This window comes from Rhizobium sp. Leaf384 (genome assembly GCF_001424065.1).
Classification (GTDB): domain Bacteria; phylum Pseudomonadota; class Alphaproteobacteria; order Rhizobiales; family Rhizobiaceae; genus Ferranicluibacter.
In genome coordinates, this window is record NZ_LMQE01000008.1 from 262080 (window position 1) to 281733 (window position 19654).

A 19654-nucleotide genomic window follows, 5' to 3' on the forward strand; every position below is an offset into this window, starting at 1 on the left:
CGCGATGACGGGCGATTCGATTGATCTGTTCGGGGACGAGGCTCGCCCGCACATGCCGGGCAGGGTCGTGCCGGTTCTGGTGCCCATGCCCGCCGACAAGGCCTACTCCTATCTGGTGCCCGACGGCATGGCGGTTCAGCCGGGCTCGATCGTGCAGGTGCCGCTCGGACCGCGGCAGGTCGCGGGCGTTGTCTGGGACGCGATCGACGAGCCGGCCGTCGATCCGAAGAAGCTGAAATCCATCACGCAGGTCTTCGACTGTCCGCCGCTTTCCAAGGACATGCGCGCCTTTCTCGACTGGGTTGCCGCCTACACGCTGTCGCCGCCCGGGCTTGTCGCACGCATGGCGCTGCGCGTCCCCGCCGCCTTCGATCCCGAACCGATGGTCGAGGGGCTGCGGCTGACCGACCGGCGCCCGGACCGGATGACGCCGGCGCGCACCCGTGTCGTTGACACAGCGGCTGACGGTCTGTTCTGGACGCGCTCGGGCCTTGCCCATGCTGCAGGTGTCTCGACCAGCGTCGTGGAGGGGCTGCGATCCCAAGGCGTGTTCGAGACCGCGTTCATGCCCCCGCCGCCGGTGGTGGCCGCGCCCGATGCGGATTACGCCGTGACCGACCTCGAAGACATCCAGCGCGAGGCCGCGGAGACACTGATCGCCTCGGCCGCGCAGAAGATGTTCTCCGTCTCGCTCGTCGATGGGGTGACCGGATCCGGCAAGACGGAGGTCTATTTCGAGGCGATTGCCGAAACCCTCCGGCAGGGACGGCAGGTGCTGATCCTCTTGCCGGAAATTGCTTTGACGGCCGCATTCCTCGATCGTTTCGAGAGGCGGTTCGGGGCGAAGCCAGCCGAATGGCATTCGGACCTCGCTCCACGCACCCGCGAAAAGGTGTGGCGGCAGGTGTGCGAAGGCAGCGTCCGCGTCGTGGCCGGTGCCCGCTCCGCGCTGTTCCTGCCGTTCGAGGATCTCGGGCTGATCGTCGTCGACGAAGAGCACGACCCGGCCTACAAGCAGGAAGACCGGGTGTTCTACAATGCACGCGACATGGCCGTCGTGCGGGCCAGGCTCGGCAACTTCCCGGTCGTGCTCGTTTCGGCGACGCCATCCGTCGAGAGCCGCGTCAATGGCGAGGTCGGGCGCTATCGGCCGATCCATCTGCCGACGCGCTTCGGGGCCGCAGCCATGCCGGATCTCGGCCTTATCGACATGCGCCGGCATCCCCCGGAGCGCGGCGGCTTCTTGTCGCCGGTCCTTCTTTCGGCCATCGGCAAGGCGGTGGAAAAGGGTGAGCAGGCGCTGCTCTTCCTCAATCGGCGGGGCTACGCTCCGCTGACGCTCTGCCGGGTCTGCGGTCACCGCTTTCAGTGCCCCAACTGTTCGAGCTGGCTTGTGGAGCATCGCTTCCGCAGCCAGATCCAGTGCCATCATTGCGGCTATGCCGAGCGGACGCCCGAAGCCTGCCCGGATTGCGGCACGCTCGATCACCTTGTCGCCTGCGGGCCGGGCGTGGAGCGGATCGCCGAGGAGGTGGACCGGCATTTTCCCGACGCGCGCACCATTGTGCTCTCTTCCGACCTGATGGGCGTGAAGCGCCTGCGGCTCGAACTCGACGCTATCGCTAAGGGCGAGGCGGATATCGTGGTGGGCACGCAACTTGTCGCCAAGGGCCACAATTTCCCGATGATGACCTGTGTCGGGATCGTCGATGCCGATATCGGGCTGGCCAATGGCGATCCCCGTGCGGCCGAACGAACCTTCCAGCTCCTGAGCCAGGTTACCGGCCGGGCTGGGCGGACCGGCCTGAAAAGCCGCGGCCTGCTGCAGACCTACCAGCCGCAGCATCCCGTGATGCAGGCGATCGTTTCGGGTGATGCCGAAGCCTTCTACGAGCGCGAGATCGGCGAACGCGAACGGGCCGTGTTGCCGCCGTTCGGACGGCTCGCCTCCGTCATCGTGTCTGCCGATACGCGGGCCGATGCCGAGACGCATGCGCGCGGCTTGCGTCAGGCGGCACCCCAGGTTTCCGGTATCACCGTGCTCGGGCCCGCTGAAGCGGCTCTGGCGCTCGTCCGCGGCCGGCATCGCTTCCGTCTTCTCGTGCATGGTCGGCGCAACAGCGACATGCAGGCCTTCATGCGGGCGATGATCGCGGCCGGACCCAAGGTTCGGGGTTCCGTGGCTGTCCAGCTCGACATCGATCCGCAAAGTTTCCTCTGAGGTCCGGCTTGCGCGATTCCCTTTCGCGCGCACATGTTCTAGACCTTCGACACCCCGGTATCGGCCGGCAACGACGTGGGACGGGATTGCGGCGATGGATCTGTACATACCGACGGAGACCGGCGAACTCCTCGCCTTCCTCAGCGCCGTGGCCACCTGTGTCATGGGCCTCTTCTTCCTGTTCGCGCCGGGCCTCTCGTTCCGGGCGATGGGCCTTTCTCTCCGGGACGGCCGGCGCGGCGGCTATGCAGAGGCACGGTCGACCCTCGGCGGCTTCCCGCTCGGTCTCGGCCTTGCCGCCATCGTGCTCGCCCAGCCCATGGTTTACCTGGCGCTCGGTTCTGCCTTCGCCTTGGCAGCCTTCGGGCGCATCCTGTCCATGCTGTCGGACCAAGGTAACACGGTCGTGAACTGGCTTCTCGTTCTCGTGCAGGCCGTGCTGGCCATCCTGCCGCTCGCCTATGTTTTCGGCTTCTTCTAGAGCGCCGCCCGAAAATTACACCTCGCCGAGGGCATCACACTCCTGATTTTGGGCAGAATTTGGCCCGAGGATCGCGCAATCGCTCTCCTCGCGTGTTGCGAGTCCACTTTTCCTATGCTAGACGAACCCCGACTTCGTGGGGGAGCCGGGCCTTTCAGGCCAGGATGTCCTTGAGGATATAGCAACAAATTCAAAGTGTTCGGTTTTCGGTTCCTCCGAAGATCGCTCTTGGATCGCAAGCAAGAGAAGCGCGCCCGTGGCAAATACGTCCGACCTGATTTCCGGTGTTGCAGAAAGATACGCGTCGTCGCTTTTCGATCTCGCGCAGGAAGCCGGCTCGGTGGATGGCGTGCAGAGCGATCTCGATCGTTTCCAGTCCATGATCGATGACAGCGCCGATCTCAAGCGTCTCATTCTCAGCCCCGTCTTCTCGGCCGACGACCAGTTCAAGGCAATTTCCGCCATCGTGGAAAAAGCCGGATTGACCGGCCTTGTCGGCAACTTTCTCAAGGTTGTCGCGCGCAACCGCCGCCTCTTCGCCGTCCCGGGCATCGTCCGGTCGTATCGCGAGACGGCAGCCCGCCATCGCGGCGAAGTTTCTGCCGAGGTCACCTCGGCCCATGCGCTGAGTGACCAGCAGCAGTCTGAATTGAAGGCGGCGCTCAAGGGCGTCACCGGCAAAGAGGTGGCGATCAACGTCACCGTCGATCCGTCTATTCTCGGTGGTTTGATCGTCAAGGTCGGGTCCCGCCAAATTGACACTTCCCTTCGCACAAAGCTCTCGAGCCTTAAGCTTGCACTGAAAGAGGTCGGCTGATGGATATCCGCGCCGCGGAAATTTCCGCAATTCTCAAAGATCAGATCAAAAACTTCGGCCAGGAGGCTGAGGTCTCCGAAGTCGGCCAGGTTCTGTCCGTCGGTGACGGCATTGCCCGCGTCTACGGTCTCGACAACGTCCAGGCGGGCGAAATGGTCGAGTTTCCGGGCGGCGTGCGCGGCATGGCGCTCAACCTCGAGGCCGACAATGTCGGCGTCGTCATCTTCGGCTCGGACCGGGCCATCAAGGAAGGCGACACCGTCAAGCGTACAGGCGCGATCGTGGACGTTCCGGTCGGTCCGGAGCTCCTCGGCCGCGTGGTCGATGCGCTCGGCAACCCGATCGATGGCAAGGGCCCGATCAATGCGTCGCGCCGTTCGCGCGTCGACGTGAAGGCTCCCGGCATCATTCCGCGCAAGTCGGTGCATGAGCCGATGTCGACCGGCCTCAAGGCCATCGACGCGCTGATCCCGGTCGGCCGCGGCCAGCGTGAGCTCGTCATCGGCGACCGCCAGACCGGCAAGACCGCGATCATTCTCGATGCGATCCTGAACCAGAAGGCAATCCACGACAACGGCCCGGAAAGCGAAAAGCTTTACTGTGTTTACGTCGCTATCGGCCAGAAGCGTTCGACGGTCGCCCAGTTCGTCAAGGTTCTCGAAGAGCGTGGCGCCCTGCAGTACTCGATCATCGTTGCCGCAACGGCATCTGATCCGGCTCCGATGCAGTATCTCGCACCGTTTGCCGGTTGCGCGATGGGTGAGTATTTCCGTGACAATGGCCAGCACGCGCTGATCGGCTATGACGACCTGTCCAAGCAGGCCGTATCCTACCGCCAGATGTCGCTGCTCCTGCGCCGTCCGCCGGGCCGCGAAGCCTATCCGGGCGACGTCTTCTACCTGCATTCGCGCCTTCTCGAGCGCGCTGCCAAGCTCTCCGACGAAAAGGGCGCCGGTTCGCTGACCGCTCTGCCGGTCATCGAGACGCAGGGCAACGACGTTTCCGCATTCATTCCGACCAACGTGATCTCGATCACCGACGGCCAGATCTTCCTTGAAACCGATCTGTTCTACCAGGGCATCCGTCCCGCCGTGAACGTCGGCCTCTCGGTCTCGCGCGTCGGTTCGGCTGCGCAGGTCAAGGCGATGAAGCAGGTTGCCGGCTCGATCAAGGGCGAGCTCGCGCAGTATCGCGAAATGGCTGCCTTCGCGCAGTTCGGCTCGGACCTGGACGCCTCTACCCAGCGCCTTCTCAACCGCGGCGCACGCCTGACCGAACTCCTGAAGCAGCCGCAGTTCTCGCCGCTGAAGACGGAAGAACAGGTTGCGGTGATCTTTGCCGGCGTCAACGGCTACCTCGACAAGATCCCCGTCAACAAGGTCGGTCCGTTCGAACAGGGTCTCCTGTCCTACATGCGCTCCGAAGGGAAGGGCGTGCTTGACACGATCCGCACCGAAAAGGCCATTTCGGACGACACCAAGGGCAAGCTCAAGGCGTCCATCGACGCTTTCGCAAAGACCTTCTCCTGATCGCCTGCTCACGGCAAGACCGCAGACGCTACCTAGGACGGATACTGGATGCCTTCTCTTAAGGATCTGAAGAACCGGATCGCCTCCGTCAAGGCGACGCAGAAGATCACCAAGGCGATGAAAATGGTCGCCGCGGCGAAGCTTCGGCGTGCGCAGGAGGCGGCCGAGGCCGCCCGCCCGTACTCGCAGCGCATGAGCATCGTTCTGTCGAACATCGCGCAAGCGGTCGGTACGGATGACACTGCACCGTTGCTGATGACGGGTACGGGGCGGGACAAGACGCATCTTCTCGTCGTCTGCACGGCGGAACGCGGTCTCTGCGGCGGCTTCAACAGCCAGATCGCGCGTTTTGCGCGCGATCATATCCGCAAGCTCCTGGCCGAAGGCAAGACGGTCAAGATCATCTGCGTCGGCAAGAAGGGCTATGATATCCTTCGCCGTGAATTTGCTTCGCTGATCATCGACCGGGTGGATCTGCGCGAGGTCAAGAAGATCGGCTTCGACAATGCGGACCAGATCGGCAAGAAGATCATCGGCCTGTTCGACAAGGGCGAGTTTGACGTCTGCACGCTGTTCTACTCCGAATTCAAGTCGGTGATCAGCCAGGTGCCGACGGCGCTGCAGCTCATCCCAGCCGCTGTTCCCGCAGCAACATCGACATCGACCGACGCTGGCTCTGCTGCCATCTACGAATACGAGCCGGACGCAGGCGAGATCCTGAGCGACCTCATTCCGCGCAATATTTCGGTCCAAGTGTTCCGGGCACTGCTCGAGAATGTGGCCGGCGAAATGGGTGCGAAGATGAGCGCGATGGACAATGCCACGCGCAATGCCGGCGAGATGATCAACAAGCTGACGTTGAGCTATAACCGCCAGCGCCAGGCTCAGATCACCAAGGAACTCATCGAGATCATTTCGGGCGCGGAAGCGCTCTAAGGTTAGGACAAGAGGGTAAGAACATGGCTGATACAGCGACCCCGAACTACACCGCAGCGACGGCCGCCGCCGTTGGCCGCGTCACGCAGGTTATCGGCGCTGTCGTCGACGTGGCTTTCGAAGAAGGTCAGCTGCCGCAGATCCTGAACGCGCTCGAAACCGACAACAACGGTTCGCGCCTGGTTCTTGAAGTGGCGCAGCACCTTGGTGAGAACGCTGTTCGCACCATCGCCATGGACTCGACCGAAGGTCTGGTTCGCGGCCAGAAGGTCACGGACACCGGTGCGCCGATCACCGTTCCCGTTGGCCTGGAAACCCTCGGCCGCATCATGAACGTCATCGGCGAGCCGGTGGACGAAGCCGGACCGCTCATCACCTCGGGCAAGCGCGCCATCCACCAGGAAGCGCCGTCCTACGTCGAACAGTCGACCGAAGCCCAGATCCTGGTCACCGGCATCAAGGTCGTTGACCTGCTTGCGCCGTATGCACGTGGCGGCAAGATCGGCCTGTTCGGCGGCGCCGGCGTCGGCAAGACCGTTCTGATCATGGAACTGATCAACAACGTCGCCAAGGCGCACGGCGGCTACTCGGTGTTTGCCGGCGTGGGTGAGCGTACGCGCGAAGGCAACGACCTTTACCACGAAATGATCGAATCCGGCGTGAACAAGCACGGCGGCGGCGAAGGCTCCAAGGCAGCTCTCGTCTATGGTCAGATGAACGAGCCGCCGGGCGCGCGCGCACGCGTCGCGCTCACCGGTCTGACGATCGCCGAGCAGTTCCGTGACGAAGGTCAGGACGTCCTGTTCTTCGTCGATAACATCTTCCGCTTCACGCAGGCTGGCTCCGAAGTGTCGGCTCTGCTCGGCCGCATTCCCTCAGCCGTCGGCTATCAGCCGACGCTTGCCACGGATATGGGCCAGATGCAGGAACGCATCACGACCACGACGAAGGGTTCGATCACCTCGGTCCAGGCAATCTACGTTCCTGCCGACGACTTGACCGACCCGGCTCCCGCCACTTCGTTTGCCCACCTCGATGCGACGACGGTTCTGTCGCGTTCGATCGCCGAAAAGGGCATCTATCCGGCTGTGGATCCGCTGGACTCGACCTCGCGCATGCTCGACCCGATGGTTGTCGGCGAAGAACACTACGAGGTTGCCCGTAAGGTCCAGACGACACTGCAGCGTTACAAGTCGCTTCAGGACATCATCGCGATCCTGGGCATGGACGAACTGTCGGAAGACGACAAGCTTTCGGTCGCACGCGCCCGCAAGATTGAGCGCTTCCTGTCGCAGCCCTTCTTCGTAGCCGAAGTGTTCACCGGTTCGCCGGGCAAGCTGGTCGCTCTCGAAGACACGATCAAGGGCTTCAAGGGTCTCGTCAACGGCGAGTACGACCACCTCCCGGAAGCTGCCTTCTACATGGTCGGCTCGATGGAAGAAGCGGTCGAAAAGGCCAAGCGTCTGGCTGCTGAAGCCGCTTAATCGTACGGACGGCGCGTCATGGGCGCGCCGTCGTTCCTTCCGGTCGGAAGGGGCGAGAGGTCAGGGACCCGCAGAGCCGCTTGCCGGCGTCCGCGACACAAGAAGTGAAGATCATGGCTGATTTCAAACTCGAGCTCGTTTCCCCGGAGCGTCTTCTGCTGTCCGAACAGGTCAGCGAAGTCGTCATTCCGGCAACGGATGGCGAAATGACCGTCATGGCCAACCACGCACCGACCATGACGACGATCAAGCCGGGCGTCATCACCGTCAAGACCGCTGGTGGCCAGACGAACCGTTACGTCGTGTTCGGTGGCTTTGCCGATATCCTTCCGACGGGCTGCACGGTGCTTGCAGAGTCTGCCATGCCAGTCAGCGAATTCGATGCCACGCTGGTCGAGCGACGGATCGAGGCGGCTCGCGCGGAACTTGATCAGCCGCATCACGGCGACGAACATCGCACCAAGATCGAGAATTTCCTCTCGGAGCTGACGCAGCTCAACGAGAATGTCTCGGGCTGATCGAGCGCGATAAGAACCGGCCTAGGCCGGTTTTTTTATGTCTGTGCCGAACTTCCATGTCCGCCGCGGCTAGCCACTTGTCGGTTCGCAGAGCGACGTCGATACAACGGTTAACCGCATTTTACCGAGCCTGTGATATCTCGTGCATCGTCGCCGTCGGGGCGCGGCAGGGCACGTGCAGCACCCACGCCAGCCCCGTGCAGTCCGAAGGCTGGTGAGCCCAAACCGCAGAAAGGGAGTGGCATGTCGGAAAAGATCGTCCCGATCATCATGGCGGGGGGCAAGGGAACCCGACTGTGGCCTCTTTCTCGTTCGACGGCGCCGAAACAGTTTCTCCAGTTCCTCAGCAATCACTCGCTGTTTCAAAAGACGCTCCTGCGCGTTTCAGACCCGGCGCTCTACGCACCGGCCATCATCGTGACGAATGCGGAATTCCGCTTTATCGTCGCCGAGCAGGCACAGGTCGTGGGCATGCCCCTGGCGTCTATTCTCCTGGAACCCGTTGCGCGCAACACGGCGCCTGCCTTGGCGGCGGCGGCGTTCGTCGTTGTCCGGGATCATGGCGAAGATGCCATCGTTCAGGTTCTCGCATCCGATCATGAGATCGAGGCCGACGAGGTCTATCGGGACTGCATTCGCCTTGCTCGAGACACGGCCGCAGCCGGCTGGCTGGTCACTTTCGGCATTACGCCGACGGAACCGGCAACCGGCTATGGCTATATCGAGACAGGAGAGGCGCTTCCGGGCGGTGCGCGGACGGTTGCGCGCTTCGTCGAGAAGCCGAACCGGGAAACCGCCGAGGCGCTCCTGGAAACGGGGAACTACCTCTGGAACTCCGGCATGTTCATGCTGCCGGTCCGCCCGTTTCTCGCCGATCTTGCCCGGTTCGAGCCGGACGTGCATGCCTCTGCGCTGGCAGCCGTCAAGACGGCGCGACGCGACCTCGATTTCGAGCGCCTGGACGAGGCTGCCTTCTCGAAGGCGCCCGACATTTCGGTGGACTATGCGGTCTTCGAGCGCACGGCGCTTGCGGCGGTCGTCCCGTCGTCCTTTCCCTGGTCGGATCTGGGGAGCTGGGATTCTGTCTGGGCCGTCGGGCGGAAGGATGAGGCGGGAAACGTCGTCGGTCAGAAGGTCAGCGTTTCGGACACGCGAAACTCGCTCGTTCTGTCGCGCGACATCCATCTGGCGGTGCACGGGCTCGATGATATCGCCGTCATCGCCAGTGAGGATGCGGTCTATGTCGGTCGCCTCGCCGACAGCCAGAATGTCGGACAGATCGTCAAGGCGCTGGCGCGCTCCGAGACGACCCGGAAGCTGACGGAGGTTCATCCCACATCCTACAAACCGTGGGGCTCCGTCGCCTCGGTGCTGAGCGGCGACCGCTTCGAGGTCAAGCGCCTTTCCATTGCGCCCGGCCGAAAGATTTCGTTGCAAAAGCACTTCCATCGCGCGGAGCATTGGGTGGTGGTGAAGGGGACGGCCGAGGTAACCCTGGGTGATGAAACGCGTCTTCTGAACGAGAACGAGTCCATCTATGTCCCACAAGGCGTCACCCACCGCCTTACCAATCCGGGCAAGATCCCGCTGGAGTTGATCGAGGTCCAGACGGGATCCTATCTGTCGGATGACGATACGGTGCGTCTGGACGACGAGTTCGGCCGGCTCTGAGGCCGGCCCGATCGTTCAGCTCGCAAGCTTTTCGGTAACGCGGCTGTCGGCGTAGTGGCGGCCGAAGCGGTTCGCAAGAAACGCATCAAGGGCGATGTCTTCCTGGCGAACGAAGCCTCGAGCGGGAAGATCGCCGGCTGCGAGCATGTCCAAGACGGCACAGATGCTGGCAGCCGTGGTAATCTGGATGGCACTCATCATCCGGCCGGACACCACGCCACTATAGATCTTGTTGGCATAGGTTTCCTGGACCAGCCGCCCGTCTCGATGACCGGAGACGGTGACGAAAACGATGACCACGTCCTGCGTCGTGGCGGGCAGCGCATTTTCGAGGATATCCTTCAACACGTCGCGGCGATGACGCAGGCCGAGGTCGTTCAGCAGCGCCTTCATGATGGCGGCGTGTCCGGGATAGCGGATCGTGCGGTAGTTCAGGGTCCGCACGCGGCCAGCCAGGCTCTCGCACAGCGTGCCGAGGCCGCCAGAGGTATTGAAGGCTTCATAGGTCACGCCGTCGAGCGAGAACTCTTCGCGCTCCTCAAGGGCCGGAACGGCGGTCAAGCGCCCTTCAACGATGGCTTCGCAGGGTTCGATATATTCGTTGATGACCCCATCCGTGCTCCAGGTGAGGTTGTAGTTGAGCGCGTTCGAGGGATATTGCGGCAGGGCCCCGACACGCATGCGGACGCTGTCCAGGCTGTCGAAGCGGGCTGCAAGATTCTGTGCGACAATGGAAATGAAGCCGGGTGCAAGTCCACATTGCGGGATGAAGGTACTGCTGGCGTTTTCTGCGAGCTTCTTCACCTGACGTGTGGACTCCACATCCTCGGTGAGATCGAGGTAATGGACGCCGCTGCGGGCGGCAGAGGCAGCGATCTCGACCGTGAGATGGAAAGGTGCGGCACTGAGCACGGCAAAGGCACCGGCCAGCAATGCATCCATTGCCGCAGCGTCCGCGATATCGACGGTCTTTGTGGAGATGGCGGCGTGGGTGCCCAGGCGTGACAGCTGCTCCGCACTCCGGTCCGCAACGATGACCGCATAGTCACCCGAGGTTGCAAGCAAGTGTGCAATCGTTGCGCCGATCTTCCCGGCGCCGATAACGACGATGTTTTTCATGATCTTCCCCTTCTGATTTGCGGGGAGCATGCATCGGGACAGTGTTGCCCAGAAGCGCCGATTTGTGCAAAAGGAAGGACCATATTCGGCATTTCGCCGACAGGACTGATCGCTATGACGATTTCTGACAGTGATCGTGCGCTCTTGGCATTGCTCGGTGAAAACGCGCGCATGCCAACGGCGATGCTTGCGCGCAAGCTCGGCCTGTCGCGTACCACCGTTCAGGCACGACTCGAACGGCTCGAGCGCGAAGGCGTGATCACCGGCTATGGCGTTCGTCTCTCCAGCGACTACGAGCGCGGCCTCGTGCGGGCCCATATCCTCATCACGCTCGCGGCCAGAGCTCTGCCGCGGGTGACACGCGATCTCGAGGCGATGCAGGCCGTTCGTATCGTGCATTCCGTCAGCGGCAGCTTCGACCTGATCGCCATTGTCGAAGCCGCCTCGATCAGTGCGCTCGATCTGGTCATCGACCAGATCGGGACGATCGAAGGCGTCGAAAAGACATTGTCATCGATCGTGCTCTCGACGCGGATCAGCCGCTGATCGGGAGGGTGTGTGCCGTGATCCTCAGTATCGCCCCGTCAAGCTGTGCCCGAAATCCCTTTCGGCGACACGCAAAAAGACCGCGCCTCTTGCGGGACGCGGTCTTGGTCGTGACGATCGAATGGACTTACTTGGCGGTCTTTGCGCGTTCGATCGATTCGATGATCAGCTGACGCGCAACGGCTGCGTCCTTCCAGCCGAAGATCTTGACCCATTTGCCGGGTTCGAGATCCTTGTAGTGCTCGAAGAAATGCTCGATCTGCTGAAGCGTGATTTCCGGCAGGTCCGTGTATTCCTTGACCTTGTCGTATCGCTTGGTGAGGTGCGCGCTCGGCACCGCGATGATCTTCTCATCCTTGCCGGAATTGTCTTCCATCATCATCACGCCGATCGGGCGGACGTTGATGACGCAGCCGGGCACGAGCGGCCGCGTGCTGGCAATCAGGACATCGATCGGATCTCCGTCATCCGACAGCGTATGCGGCACGAAGCCGTAATTGCCCGGATAGGTCATGGGTGTGTAAAGAAAACGATCGACAACGAGCGTGCCGGCTTCCTTGTCCATCTCGTACTTGATCGGATGGCCACCAACGGGAACCTCCACGATGACGTTGATGTCTTCCGGCGGGTTCTTTCCGATCGAGATTGCGTCAATACGCATGAAGCCTCCATGCTCCTGAGGTGGGACTGACGTCCGATAAAGCCAAACCTGCCGTTGTGCAATATCAGCGGTGGCTGGAAGCGGTCATTTGTCAGCAAAGAGTTAAGGAGCGTCCGTTTCCGTCGTCCGCCGGCCGCTGCAAAAAGGCGCTTCAGTTCCAGACATGGCCGATCTTCTTCAGGCTCTTGCCGCCGAAGTCCTCCATCCCTTCGCAGATATCGCGGCCTCCGGCGTTGCGGAAGAAGCGGTCGGCTTGGGTGCAGTCTTCCAGACACCAGACGACGAGGCCGCGGCAGCCGAGCGACTTCAGCAGGCTGCTGGCCTCCCCGAAGAGGATGCGCCCCAGGCCGATGCCCTGATACTCCGGCCGGAAATAGATTTCATAGATTTCGCCTTCCTGCGGCAGCGCGCGGGCGCGGGACAGGCCGAGTGTTGCATAGCCTGCGATCACGCCGGCGACATCGATGACGAGAAGCGTGGAGGGGCCGCCGGTCGCCTTGCGCCACCAGCTCGCATTGCGCCGATCGATCATCTTGTTCAGGGGAAGATGCGGAATGAGGCCGGAATAGGTGTGAAGCCAGGAAACACGATGGACCTGCGAGATCTCGGCGGCGTCTCTTGCCATGCCGGGACGGACTTCGATGGACAGTGTCTTCATGGTGCGCGCGCTGATCCTGGCCGGCTCGTCTTCGTCTTGCCGCGGCATCATGCCGAGGTTCGCTAAAATTAACGGCATTTTAACGAACGCGGCAAGCGCGAATTTTCATCGCACGCAGAACCTCACCTGCTCTCTCCGTTCGCGATGTCCTTTCCAGTGGCCGACGAGCGCTTCGAGAGCGTGCTGGATGTGGGAGTGATCAAAAGAGATCGCGAGGCGCCACATCGTGGTGCTCCTGCGGAACTTTTCGAAAAGACAGGCGTTATGAAACGTCCGATCGAATGGCCATGCGCCGGATCGGACCCAGATCACACCGGTGTCCATCTACGTGGCGTCGTCTCATACAACGGATTTAGGGCGTCTCGATTGCAGGTCAAGTGTTCACCTCTGCAATGCCGTCACCCGAACCAGCCCGGAGGCACGGTCACGTGCCCGTCATGGAGTAGCCTATGAAAAATCTCTCTGCAGACAGGCGCATGATCAAGATTGCCATGGCGGCCCCATACCTGGAGCGCGGCGAAGAACAGCTGTTGGCGCAGGCTTGGAAGGATAACCAGGATCAGGACGCGCGCAACAAGATCGCCATGGCGCATATGCGCCTCGTGATCTCGATGGCCGCCAAGTTCCGCCATTTCGGCTTGCCGATGGGGGATCTCGTTCAGGAAGGTCACATCGGTCTTCTGGAAGCAGCGGCCCGTTTCGAGCCCAGTCGGGACGTTCGTTTCTCCACCTACGCAACCTGGTGGATCCGCGCTTCGATGCAGGATTACGTGTTGCGCAACTGGTCGATCGTTCGCGGTGGTACGTCTTCTGCGCAGAAGGCTCTTTTCTTCAATTTGCGGCGGCTGCGGGCAAAGCTTGCCCAAGGCAACAGCCAGTTGACGGCCCGGGCCGTCCATGAAGAAATCGCCTCTGCTCTCGGCGTCAGCCTCGCCGATGTCCAGACGATGGATGCGCGCCTTTCCGGCAGCGACTCGTCTCTCCAGGCCCCGATTTCGTCGGGTGATTCCGATAGCGGCGAGCGCCTTGATCTCCTCGCCTGTGCGGCGCCTCTGCCGGACGAGCAGGTCACCGACATGATCGACCAGGAACGCCGGAAGAACTGGCTCGGACATGCGCTGGAACAGTTGAACGATCGCGAGATGAAGATCATCCGCGCCCGCCGGCTGTCGGAAGACAGTGCAACCCTTGAAGAGCTAGGCGCGGATCTCGGCATTTCCAAGGAACGCGTTCGCCAGATCGAGACGCGTGCGCTCGAAAAGCTCAAGGTCGCCCTCGTTGCGCAGGCACCGGAGCTCGCGCTGACGGCGCACTGACCGCTCTATTTTCCTCACACGAAAAGGCCCGCCAACATGGTGGGCCTTTTCGTGTGTCTCGGATGGCTTGGCTGCGCGTGATTATTCCGAAATGATCTTCATGCGGTCGCCCGGCTTGATCGTCGAGGTGATCTGCAGGGCATTGATCAGCCGGAAGAGATCGAGCTTGCGGTCGGTGCCCATCATTCGGGCTGAAAGGGTCGCAAGCGTATCGCCCGGCGCGACGGTGATGACGCGGATGCGCAGCGGCTTCAGCGCGGCGGCCTCCTGCGGGTTCATGCGGCGGAAGGAGGTGCGCAGCACATCCGCCGTCGGCTCCAGCGATGGCGTCCCCTTTGGCACCGCGGTCAGGAAACGATAGATCTGGGTGTCGATGCGCAGCACCGTCACATCGAAATCCCAGCGATCGGCCGAAGCCCGCGCCGTCGCGGCTTCCAGCCCGTTGATCGTGATGGCGTGGATCGTGTCGGGCTGCAGACCGGTCACCCAGCCGCTTGCGATATAATCCGTCAGACTGCGATGCTGGGTATCGGCCACGCCGTCGAAGCGGATGGCCGTTTCGCCAGGACCTGTCGCGAGGACGGCCTCGGCCTTGTTGTCGATCTGGAACCCCGCGGGAACATCAAAGCGAATGCCGAGCTTGCCATGCAGGAACGTCTGTCCGCGGACGTAGCCCTCCTGTGGGCTATCGCCATAGAGCAAGCCATCGATGCCATCGAGGAAATAGTCGCGACCGCGGTCGCCTGTCGTTCCCTCAGGGCCGAAGGCGCGGGCGTGGCGTCGCGCAAGCTCCACGCGCTGCGGCGCGTTCGGATGGCTCGAGAGGAAGTCCATGCTCTGGTCATTTTCCGGATCGACGGAGGAGAACCGGCTATAGGCGGCCATCGCATCGAGAAAGCGGGCTGCCGCATAGGGATCGTAGCCGGCTTCTCCCAGCATGCGCACGCCGATGACATCGGCCTGCAGTTCCTGGTTTCGCGAGAATGCAGCGAGCCGAAGCTTGCCGCGGGCAAGCGCCTGCTTGCCGGCGAGATCGCTCGAGAGAACCTCCGAAACCACGCGGCTGGCGATAACTTCGGCCTCCTCGCGCTGCTGGCGCTGGATGCCGTGATTGGCGGTGACGTGCGCCATCTCGTGCGACAGAACGGCGGCGACCTCCGAGGCATCGTCGGCGAGCGCAAGAAGGCCGCGGGTGACGTAGAGATAGCCGCCAGGCAAGGCAAACGCATTGATGGCAGGGGAGTTGAGGAGCGTGATGCGATAGGACTGGTTTGGGTTCTCCGAAACAGCCGTCAGTGCGCCGGTGATCCGGGCAACCAGGCGCTCGGTCTTCTCGTCCTTGTATTCGCCGCCGTAGCTTGCAACGATACGGGGGTGCTCGCGAGCGCCCATTGCCGCACGGGGGTCGTTCTTCTGGACTTCATCGACGATCTGGGGCGTGGCGGACGGGGAGACGCTCGGCTCATAGCTCTGTTCGATCGCACTCTGGCAACCGGCAAGCGACAGCAAAGCGAGACCGGCGACGGACGCGCGCAGGGTGCCTGCAATGCCGCGGGTCGACAGGGATCCGCCGTTCCGCTTGTTCCGCTCTTTCACCGTCATGCCTCAGCCCATGTTCGCGTCCGGCAGCGTGCCGACCACACTTGCGGCAGTTCGGCAGAGCCGCCCTACATCCTGAGATACGCGCAATCGCTCCGTTTCCCAGAGCCCGATCTAGCCTATTCGTGCGCCATATGCCTACTGCATAATTCCGCGGCCCTATCGGTTTTGCGGAAAAAGACGCAGACGGCCGTCCTGTCCATCTTCGATGCGGGCCTGATGATATCGTCCCTTCCGGTGCCATAGGGCCGCGGTCAAATTGTGGCATGTGTCGCCCACGCGGCTCAGGACGCAGGTGGACGCGCTCCGAGAAAGCGTGCGACGACGTCGGGTTCCGTGCGTTGGAGGAATGTGCCGGCTTCCTCGTGCAGAGCAACCTTGCCGTCATGCAGGAACAATACGCGATCGGCAAGGCGGCGGACGTCGTCCGCGTGGTGGGTGACGAGAAGGATGGTGCTTGCATGCTTCTCCTGAAGTGCTGCCAGCAGTTCGCCCATGTCCAGCCGCAGCGCCGGGTCGAGAGCTGCAAAAGGCTCATCCAGCAGAAGGAGCGGGCGGTTGCGCACCAGCGCCCGGGCGAAAGCTGCGCGCTGGCGCTCTCCTCCCGACAACGTCGGCGGAAGGCGTCCGGCAAACCCGGCAAGGCTGACGTCGTCGAGCGCGCTTTCGATCCGAGCACGATCGGCGGTCGTCAGCTTCAGCGCCGGACTGATGCCGAGGCCGACATTTGTCGCGATATCCAGATGCGCAAAAAGATTGTGCTCCTGAAAGATGACCGAGACCGGACGCAGAGCGGGCGGAGTATCGGTCACATCCTCTCCGAAAATGCGCAGACGACCGGAATCCGGCGTCTCGAAACCGGCGATGAGATTGAGCAGTGTCGATTTTCCGGAGCCGGAGGCGCCCGTAATTGCCGTGATCTTTCCGCTTTCGATAGCGGCATCGAAGACCAGCGTCTGCGGGACAGGATGGCCTGGGAAGCGGACCATCACCTGTTCCAAACGGACGGCGATCGGGGTTGGCGCGCCTGCTGGCCTATCCGGCTTCATGATGTCCCCTCCCGATTCTCCCGCGCGGTTCCAAGGCCCGCGGTGTTCCAAGGAATGTCAGGACGACGCAGACGAGACCGAGGAGAAGCGCAAGGCCGGCCGCATCCGTTGTGCGGTAGCTTCCCATGCGGCTGAAGAGCAGGAACGGCAGCGTGATCATGTCCTGCGCCCCGAACAAGGCAACCGCCCCGAGATCTCCGAGCGAGAGCGCGGCTGCAAACGACAGTGCCATCAACAGCGGGCGCCTCAGACCCGGTCCGTCGATCAGCCGAAGACGCGACCAGCCGCGGATGCCGAGGCTTGTGGTGAGGCGGTCGGTGCGGGCAGCGTGCGTTGCGATGGCCGGAGCCAGCACGCGAGCCACGAAGGGCAGCGCCATCAGCGTGTTCACGGCCGTGATGACAGCGGGCGCAAAGCGTGCGACATCGCCGAGCGGGCGCAGCACCAGGAACCATCCCGCCCCGATGACGACCGGCGGCACCAGAAGGATGAGCGACGTGCCGGCAGCCACGCCCCCGGAGAAGACCTGTGCGAAGCCACCCGGCCGACGTGGCGAAAGCAGGATCTGGCGGGTGGTGAGCATGGCGGTCGCAAGTGCGACGGACAGGACCGCGGAAACCGCGGCAATCGCGAGACTCGTCGCCGTAGCCCGGTGGACCTGCGGATCTGTGGCAAGCTTGAAAAGATCGGAGACGAGACCGGAAACAAGCACGGAGGCAAGCGGCGCCGCAACGAACAGGGCCGCCAGAGCCACGACGAAGGCGTCGAAGAGGAGCAAGACGGATGATCCGCTGTCGAAGCGACGCACCGGCCGGCCGGTCGTCGGTGCCTCGGTGGCCGGGGGGGTCAACCAGCGGAGAAGAATGAGGAGGATGGCAGTGACGGCGATCTGCAGGGCTGACAGGGCGATCGCCCGAGGCGGATCGAAGTCGAAGCGCAATGCCTGATAGATCGCCACCTCCAGCGTGCTCGCCGCAGGGCCGCCGCCGAGCGTCAGCACCAGCGTGAAGCTGGTGGCGCAGAGCATGAAGACCAGGCCGGCAACGCCGGAAAGAAGGCCTCGAATGACAGGCCACTCGATGAACCGGAAGAGCTGGACGGGCGACAATCCGAGATTGGCGGAAACCAGCCAGTATTCCCCGGGAATGCGCTCCAGTCCCGACAGGAGAAGCCTGACGGCGAGCGGCATGTTGAAGAAGACGTGCGCGACGAGGATGCCCGTCAGACCATAGATCGCGATGGGCCGGCCGAGATCGAGCGAAGCCAGGAGGTCGTTCGCAATGCCTTGCCGCCCCCAGATGCCGACGATACCGAGGGCTGCCACCAGCGCCGGCAGGCCGAGCGGCAGCGCCATCAGCCTTACGATCCATATCCGGCCCGGAAAATGGCGTCGACGGGCCAGCGCCAAAGCAACGGGAATGGCGAAGGCGATGGACAGGAGCGTGGAAAGGCCCGCCTGGACCAGCGTGAAGCGCGCAACCCGCCAGAGATAGGCATCGAACATGTCGCTCGTTGCGCCGGCTCCGGCGGAGATGCCTTCGCGAGACGCGGCGAGCGACAGAGCGACGATGGCGGTGCCGACGAACAGCACGATGCCGGCGAGGCTCGCAACGCCCAGTCCGGATGTCAGGCGGCGCGTGTGACCGCCGCCTTGGAGGACGACGCGCGGAGGATCGGCGCGCATGGCCCGAGCGCGCTTTGTATTGGCGCGCATCGGCAGCTCAGTTCCGGCTCATGGCGGACAGCCATTCGTCGATCCAGGCCTTGCGGTTTGCAGCGACCTCGTCCGAACGCATGAGGAAGGTCGTCTTCGGCTGCACGAGTTTGCCGAAGGCGTCCGGCAACGGCTCCCCGGGTTTGGCCACCGGCATCATCCAGTTCGTGGTCGGCAGGATCGCCTGTGCCTGCGGGCCGGTCAGGAAGGCGAGAAAGGCCTTGGCGAGTTCAGGATCGCGCGCGGCCTTCGTCATGCCGGCCACCTCGATCTGGATGTAGTGACCTTCGGCAAAATCCGCCGCCTGGTAGCGGTCGCTGTTTTCGGACACCATGTGGTAGGCCGGCGAAGTCGTGTAGGAGAGCACCATCGGCGCTTCGCCCTTGGTGAACAGGCCGTAGGCCTCCGACCAGCCGGGCGTGACGGTCAGGATGCGATCCTTGAGCTTCTTCCAGGCTTCCGCGGACTGGTCGCCATAGACGGATTTCACCCAGAGGAGCAGGCCGAGACCCGGCGTGGATGTTCGCGGGTCTTCGATGATGATCTTGTCCTGCCCGCCACCTTCGACGAGCTCCTTCAGGCTCTTCGGCGGGCTCTTCAGCATCTGGGTGTCGTAGACGAAGGCAAAGTGGCCGTAATCATAGGGCACGAAACTATCATCCGAAAAGCCGCCGGGGACAGTCAACGCCGATGTGTCGAGACCATGCGGAGCGAAGAAGCCCGTGGCCTTGCCTTCGGCAACGAGATTGGTGTCGAGACCGACGACGACGTCCGCCTTGGCGGCGGGGCCTTCCAGCTTCAGCCGCGTCAGGAGTTCCACGCCGTCGGCGACGCTGACATAGGTGATCTTGCAGTCGCAGGTCTTCTCGAACGCTTCCGCGATCTTCGCGCCAGGTCCCCATTCGCTGGTGAAGCTTTCATAGGTGTAGACCGTCAGCGTCTTTGGCTCGGCGGCCTCGGCATCGACGATGCCGATCAGGGTGCCGCCGGCGAGAAGCAGCGTTGTCGCGGTCATCGAAAGCCATGTAAAGCGCATGCGCGTCTCCTTCAAAAAACGTGTTCAAGGGGGATAGCGCTTGCGAGCCGTCTAATCCCTCCGCCGGTGCAAACCGGATCAGGTTCCGCGGGTTGGCGTGTCGCCTCTCAGCCGGTCTTTCGAAACGACGGGTCGTCGCGCAAAGAAGGGCACCCCGTTAGAGCATGGAAAGATCTAGCCGTGGTCCCGCAGATTGGCAAGGTGACGCAAGCGCGACAGACAAGCAGATGAGCGCGCGTCCCATATCTTTCGGGCTTTCACAGCCTTTCACCTTTGCCTCTGTGGCAGCTTCGCGCTAT

At 62.7% G+C, this 19654-nt stretch carries 17 protein-coding genes and 1 riboswitch; of the genes, 10 read left to right on the plus strand and 7 right to left on the minus strand.

The window, feature by feature from the left end; all coding sequences use genetic code 11:
• Positions 1-4 precede the first annotated feature (4 nt).
• The 8 genes from ASG25_RS18990 to ASG25_RS19025 all read left to right on the plus strand — a co-directional run bounded on the left by ASG25_RS18990 (position 5) and on the right by ASG25_RS19025 (position 9657).
• The gene (locus ASG25_RS18990; RefSeq protein ID WP_062478128.1) at positions 5-2221 is read left to right on the plus strand and encodes a primosomal protein N'; all 2217 of its coding nucleotides are present in this window, start codon (positions 5-7) and stop codon (positions 2219-2221) included.
• A 94-nt stretch (positions 2222-2315) separates the two neighbouring features.
• A complete protein-coding gene (locus ASG25_RS18995) occupies positions 2316-2702 on the plus strand; it encodes a hypothetical protein (protein ID WP_062477766.1) in 387 nt (128 codons plus the stop codon).
• Between the two features lie 256 nt (positions 2703-2958).
• The gene (locus ASG25_RS19000) at positions 2959-3519 is read left to right on the plus strand and encodes a F0F1 ATP synthase subunit delta (RefSeq protein WP_062477769.1); all 561 of its coding nucleotides are present in this window, start codon (positions 2959-2961) and stop codon (positions 3517-3519) included.
• Positions 3519-5048: a F0F1 ATP synthase subunit alpha gene (gene atpA / locus ASG25_RS19005; protein ID WP_062477774.1), complete on the plus strand. Its 1530-nt coding sequence runs from the start codon at positions 3519-3521 to the stop codon at positions 5046-5048. Before ASG25_RS19000 ends, atpA begins: the two co-directional genes overlap by 1 nt.
• A 48-nt stretch (positions 5049-5096) precedes the next feature.
• Complete coding sequence (locus ASG25_RS19010) at positions 5097-5984, plus strand: F0F1 ATP synthase subunit gamma (protein WP_062477776.1); 888 nt, start codon at positions 5097-5099, stop codon at positions 5982-5984.
• Positions 5985-6007: 23 nt separating this feature from the next.
• Entirely contained in the window at positions 6008-7468 is a 1461-nt protein-coding gene (gene atpD, locus ASG25_RS19015; protein WP_062477778.1) for a F0F1 ATP synthase subunit beta, read from the plus strand.
• 113 nt (positions 7469-7581) lie between these two features.
• A complete protein-coding gene (locus ASG25_RS19020) occupies positions 7582-7986 on the plus strand; it encodes a F0F1 ATP synthase subunit epsilon (RefSeq protein WP_062478131.1) in 405 nt (134 codons plus the stop codon).
• A 243-nt stretch (positions 7987-8229) separates the two neighbouring features.
• Positions 8230-9657, plus strand: coding sequence for a mannose-1-phosphate guanylyltransferase/mannose-6-phosphate isomerase (locus ASG25_RS19025; RefSeq protein WP_062477781.1), 1428 nt, complete (start codon positions 8230-8232; stop codon positions 9655-9657).
• 15 nt (positions 9658-9672) lie between these two features.
• On the opposite strand, the gene ASG25_RS19030 is transcribed toward ASG25_RS19025, so the two are convergent.
• A complete protein-coding gene (locus ASG25_RS19030; protein WP_062478134.1) occupies positions 9673-10776 on the minus strand; it encodes a saccharopine dehydrogenase family protein in 1104 nt (367 codons plus the stop codon).
• Positions 10777-10890: 114 nt separating this feature from the next.
• Here ASG25_RS19030 and ASG25_RS19035 point away from each other — a divergent pair, with 114 nt between their 5' ends.
• Positions 10891-11322, plus strand: coding sequence for an Lrp/AsnC family transcriptional regulator (locus tag ASG25_RS19035; RefSeq protein WP_062477784.1), 432 nt, complete (start codon positions 10891-10893; stop codon positions 11320-11322).
• 127 nt (positions 11323-11449) lie between these two features.
• Here the strand turns inward: ASG25_RS19035 and ppa are convergent, their stop codons facing one another.
• Both ppa and ASG25_RS19045 read right to left on the minus strand, forming a co-directional pair.
• A complete protein-coding gene (gene ppa / locus ASG25_RS19040) occupies positions 11450-11983 on the minus strand; it encodes an inorganic diphosphatase (RefSeq protein WP_062477787.1) in 534 nt (177 codons plus the stop codon).
• 151 nt (positions 11984-12134) lie between these two features.
• Complete coding sequence (locus ASG25_RS19045) at positions 12135-12641, minus strand: GNAT family N-acetyltransferase (protein ID WP_062478137.1); 507 nt, start codon at positions 12639-12641, stop codon at positions 12135-12137.
• Positions 12642-13090: 449 nt separating this feature from the next.
• On the opposite strand from ASG25_RS19045, the gene ASG25_RS19055 reads away from it, so the two are divergent.
• Positions 13091-13957, plus strand: a complete 867-nt coding sequence (locus tag ASG25_RS19055; RefSeq protein WP_062477793.1) for an RNA polymerase factor sigma-32 — start codon at positions 13091-13093, stop codon at positions 13955-13957.
• 81 nt (positions 13958-14038) lie between these two features.
• Here the strand turns inward: ASG25_RS19055 and ASG25_RS19060 are convergent, their stop codons facing one another.
• From ASG25_RS19060 to thiB, 4 genes are all read right to left on the minus strand, one after another.
• Positions 14039-15559: a M48 family metalloprotease gene (locus tag ASG25_RS19060; protein WP_082475466.1), complete on the minus strand. Its 1521-nt coding sequence runs from the start codon at positions 15557-15559 to the stop codon at positions 14039-14041.
• A 281-nt stretch (positions 15560-15840) separates the two neighbouring features.
• Positions 15841-16545, minus strand: a complete 705-nt coding sequence (locus tag ASG25_RS19065) for an ATP-binding cassette domain-containing protein (protein ID WP_062477796.1) — start codon at positions 16543-16545, stop codon at positions 15841-15843.
• A gap of 46 nt (positions 16546-16591) precedes the next feature.
• Positions 16592-18289 carry a thiamine/thiamine pyrophosphate ABC transporter permease ThiP gene (gene thiP / locus ASG25_RS19070; protein ID WP_082480386.1) on the minus strand — a complete coding sequence of 566 codons (1698 nt, stop codon included), beginning with the start codon at positions 18287-18289 and terminating at the stop codon, positions 16592-16594.
• 37 nt (positions 18290-18326) lie between these two features.
• Positions 18327-19334 (minus strand): thiamine ABC transporter substrate binding subunit, encoded by a 1008-nt coding sequence (gene thiB, locus ASG25_RS19075; protein WP_062478147.1) that lies wholly within the window; start codon positions 19332-19334, stop codon positions 18327-18329.
• Between the two features lie 59 nt (positions 19335-19393).
• A riboswitch (TPP riboswitch) is annotated at positions 19394-19522 on the minus strand.
• Positions 19523-19654 lie beyond the last annotated feature (132 nt).

Bases quoted from the DNA above. Each gene is read 5' to 3' on its own strand.
- ASG25_RS18990 (WP_062478128.1), top strand. From the start codon at position 5: ATGACGGGCGATTCGATTGATCTGTTCGGGGACGAGGCTCGCCCGCAC.
- ASG25_RS18995 (WP_062477766.1), top strand. From the start codon at position 2,316: ATGGATCTGTACATACCGACGGAGACCGGCGAACTCCTCGCCTTCCTC.
- atpA (WP_062477774.1), top strand. From the start codon at position 3,519: ATGGATATCCGCGCCGCGGAAATTTCCGCAATTCTCAAAGATCAGATC.
- ASG25_RS19010 (WP_062477776.1), top strand. From the start codon at position 5,097: ATGCCTTCTCTTAAGGATCTGAAGAACCGGATCGCCTCCGTCAAGGCG.
- atpD (WP_062477778.1), top strand. From the start codon at position 6,008: ATGGCTGATACAGCGACCCCGAACTACACCGCAGCGACGGCCGCCGCC.
- ASG25_RS19020 (WP_062478131.1), top strand. From the start codon at position 7,582: ATGGCTGATTTCAAACTCGAGCTCGTTTCCCCGGAGCGTCTTCTGCTG.
- ASG25_RS19025 (WP_062477781.1), top strand. From the start codon at position 8,230: ATGTCGGAAAAGATCGTCCCGATCATCATGGCGGGGGGCAAGGGAACC.
- ASG25_RS19030 (WP_062478134.1), bottom strand. From the start codon at position 10,776: ATGAAAAACATCGTCGTTATCGGCGCCGGGAAGATCGGCGCAACGATT.
- ASG25_RS19035 (WP_062477784.1), top strand. From the start codon at position 10,891: ATGACGATTTCTGACAGTGATCGTGCGCTCTTGGCATTGCTCGGTGAA.
- ppa (WP_062477787.1), bottom strand. From the start codon at position 11,983: ATGCGTATTGACGCAATCTCGATCGGAAAGAACCCGCCGGAAGACATC.
- ASG25_RS19045 (WP_062478137.1), bottom strand. From the start codon at position 12,641: ATGAAGACACTGTCCATCGAAGTCCGTCCCGGCATGGCAAGAGACGCC.
- ASG25_RS19055 (WP_062477793.1), top strand. From the start codon at position 13,091: ATGAAAAATCTCTCTGCAGACAGGCGCATGATCAAGATTGCCATGGCG.
- ASG25_RS19060 (WP_082475466.1), bottom strand. From the start codon at position 15,559: ATGACGGTGAAAGAGCGGAACAAGCGGAACGGCGGATCCCTGTCGACC.
- ASG25_RS19065 (WP_062477796.1), bottom strand. From the start codon at position 16,545: ATGGTCCGCTTCCCAGGCCATCCTGTCCCGCAGACGCTGGTCTTCGAT.
- thiP (WP_082480386.1), bottom strand. From the start codon at position 18,289: ATGCGCGCCGATCCTCCGCGCGTCGTCCTCCAAGGCGGCGGTCACACG.
- thiB (WP_062478147.1), bottom strand. From the start codon at position 19,334: ATGACCGCGACAACGCTGCTTCTCGCCGGCGGCACCCTGATCGGCATC.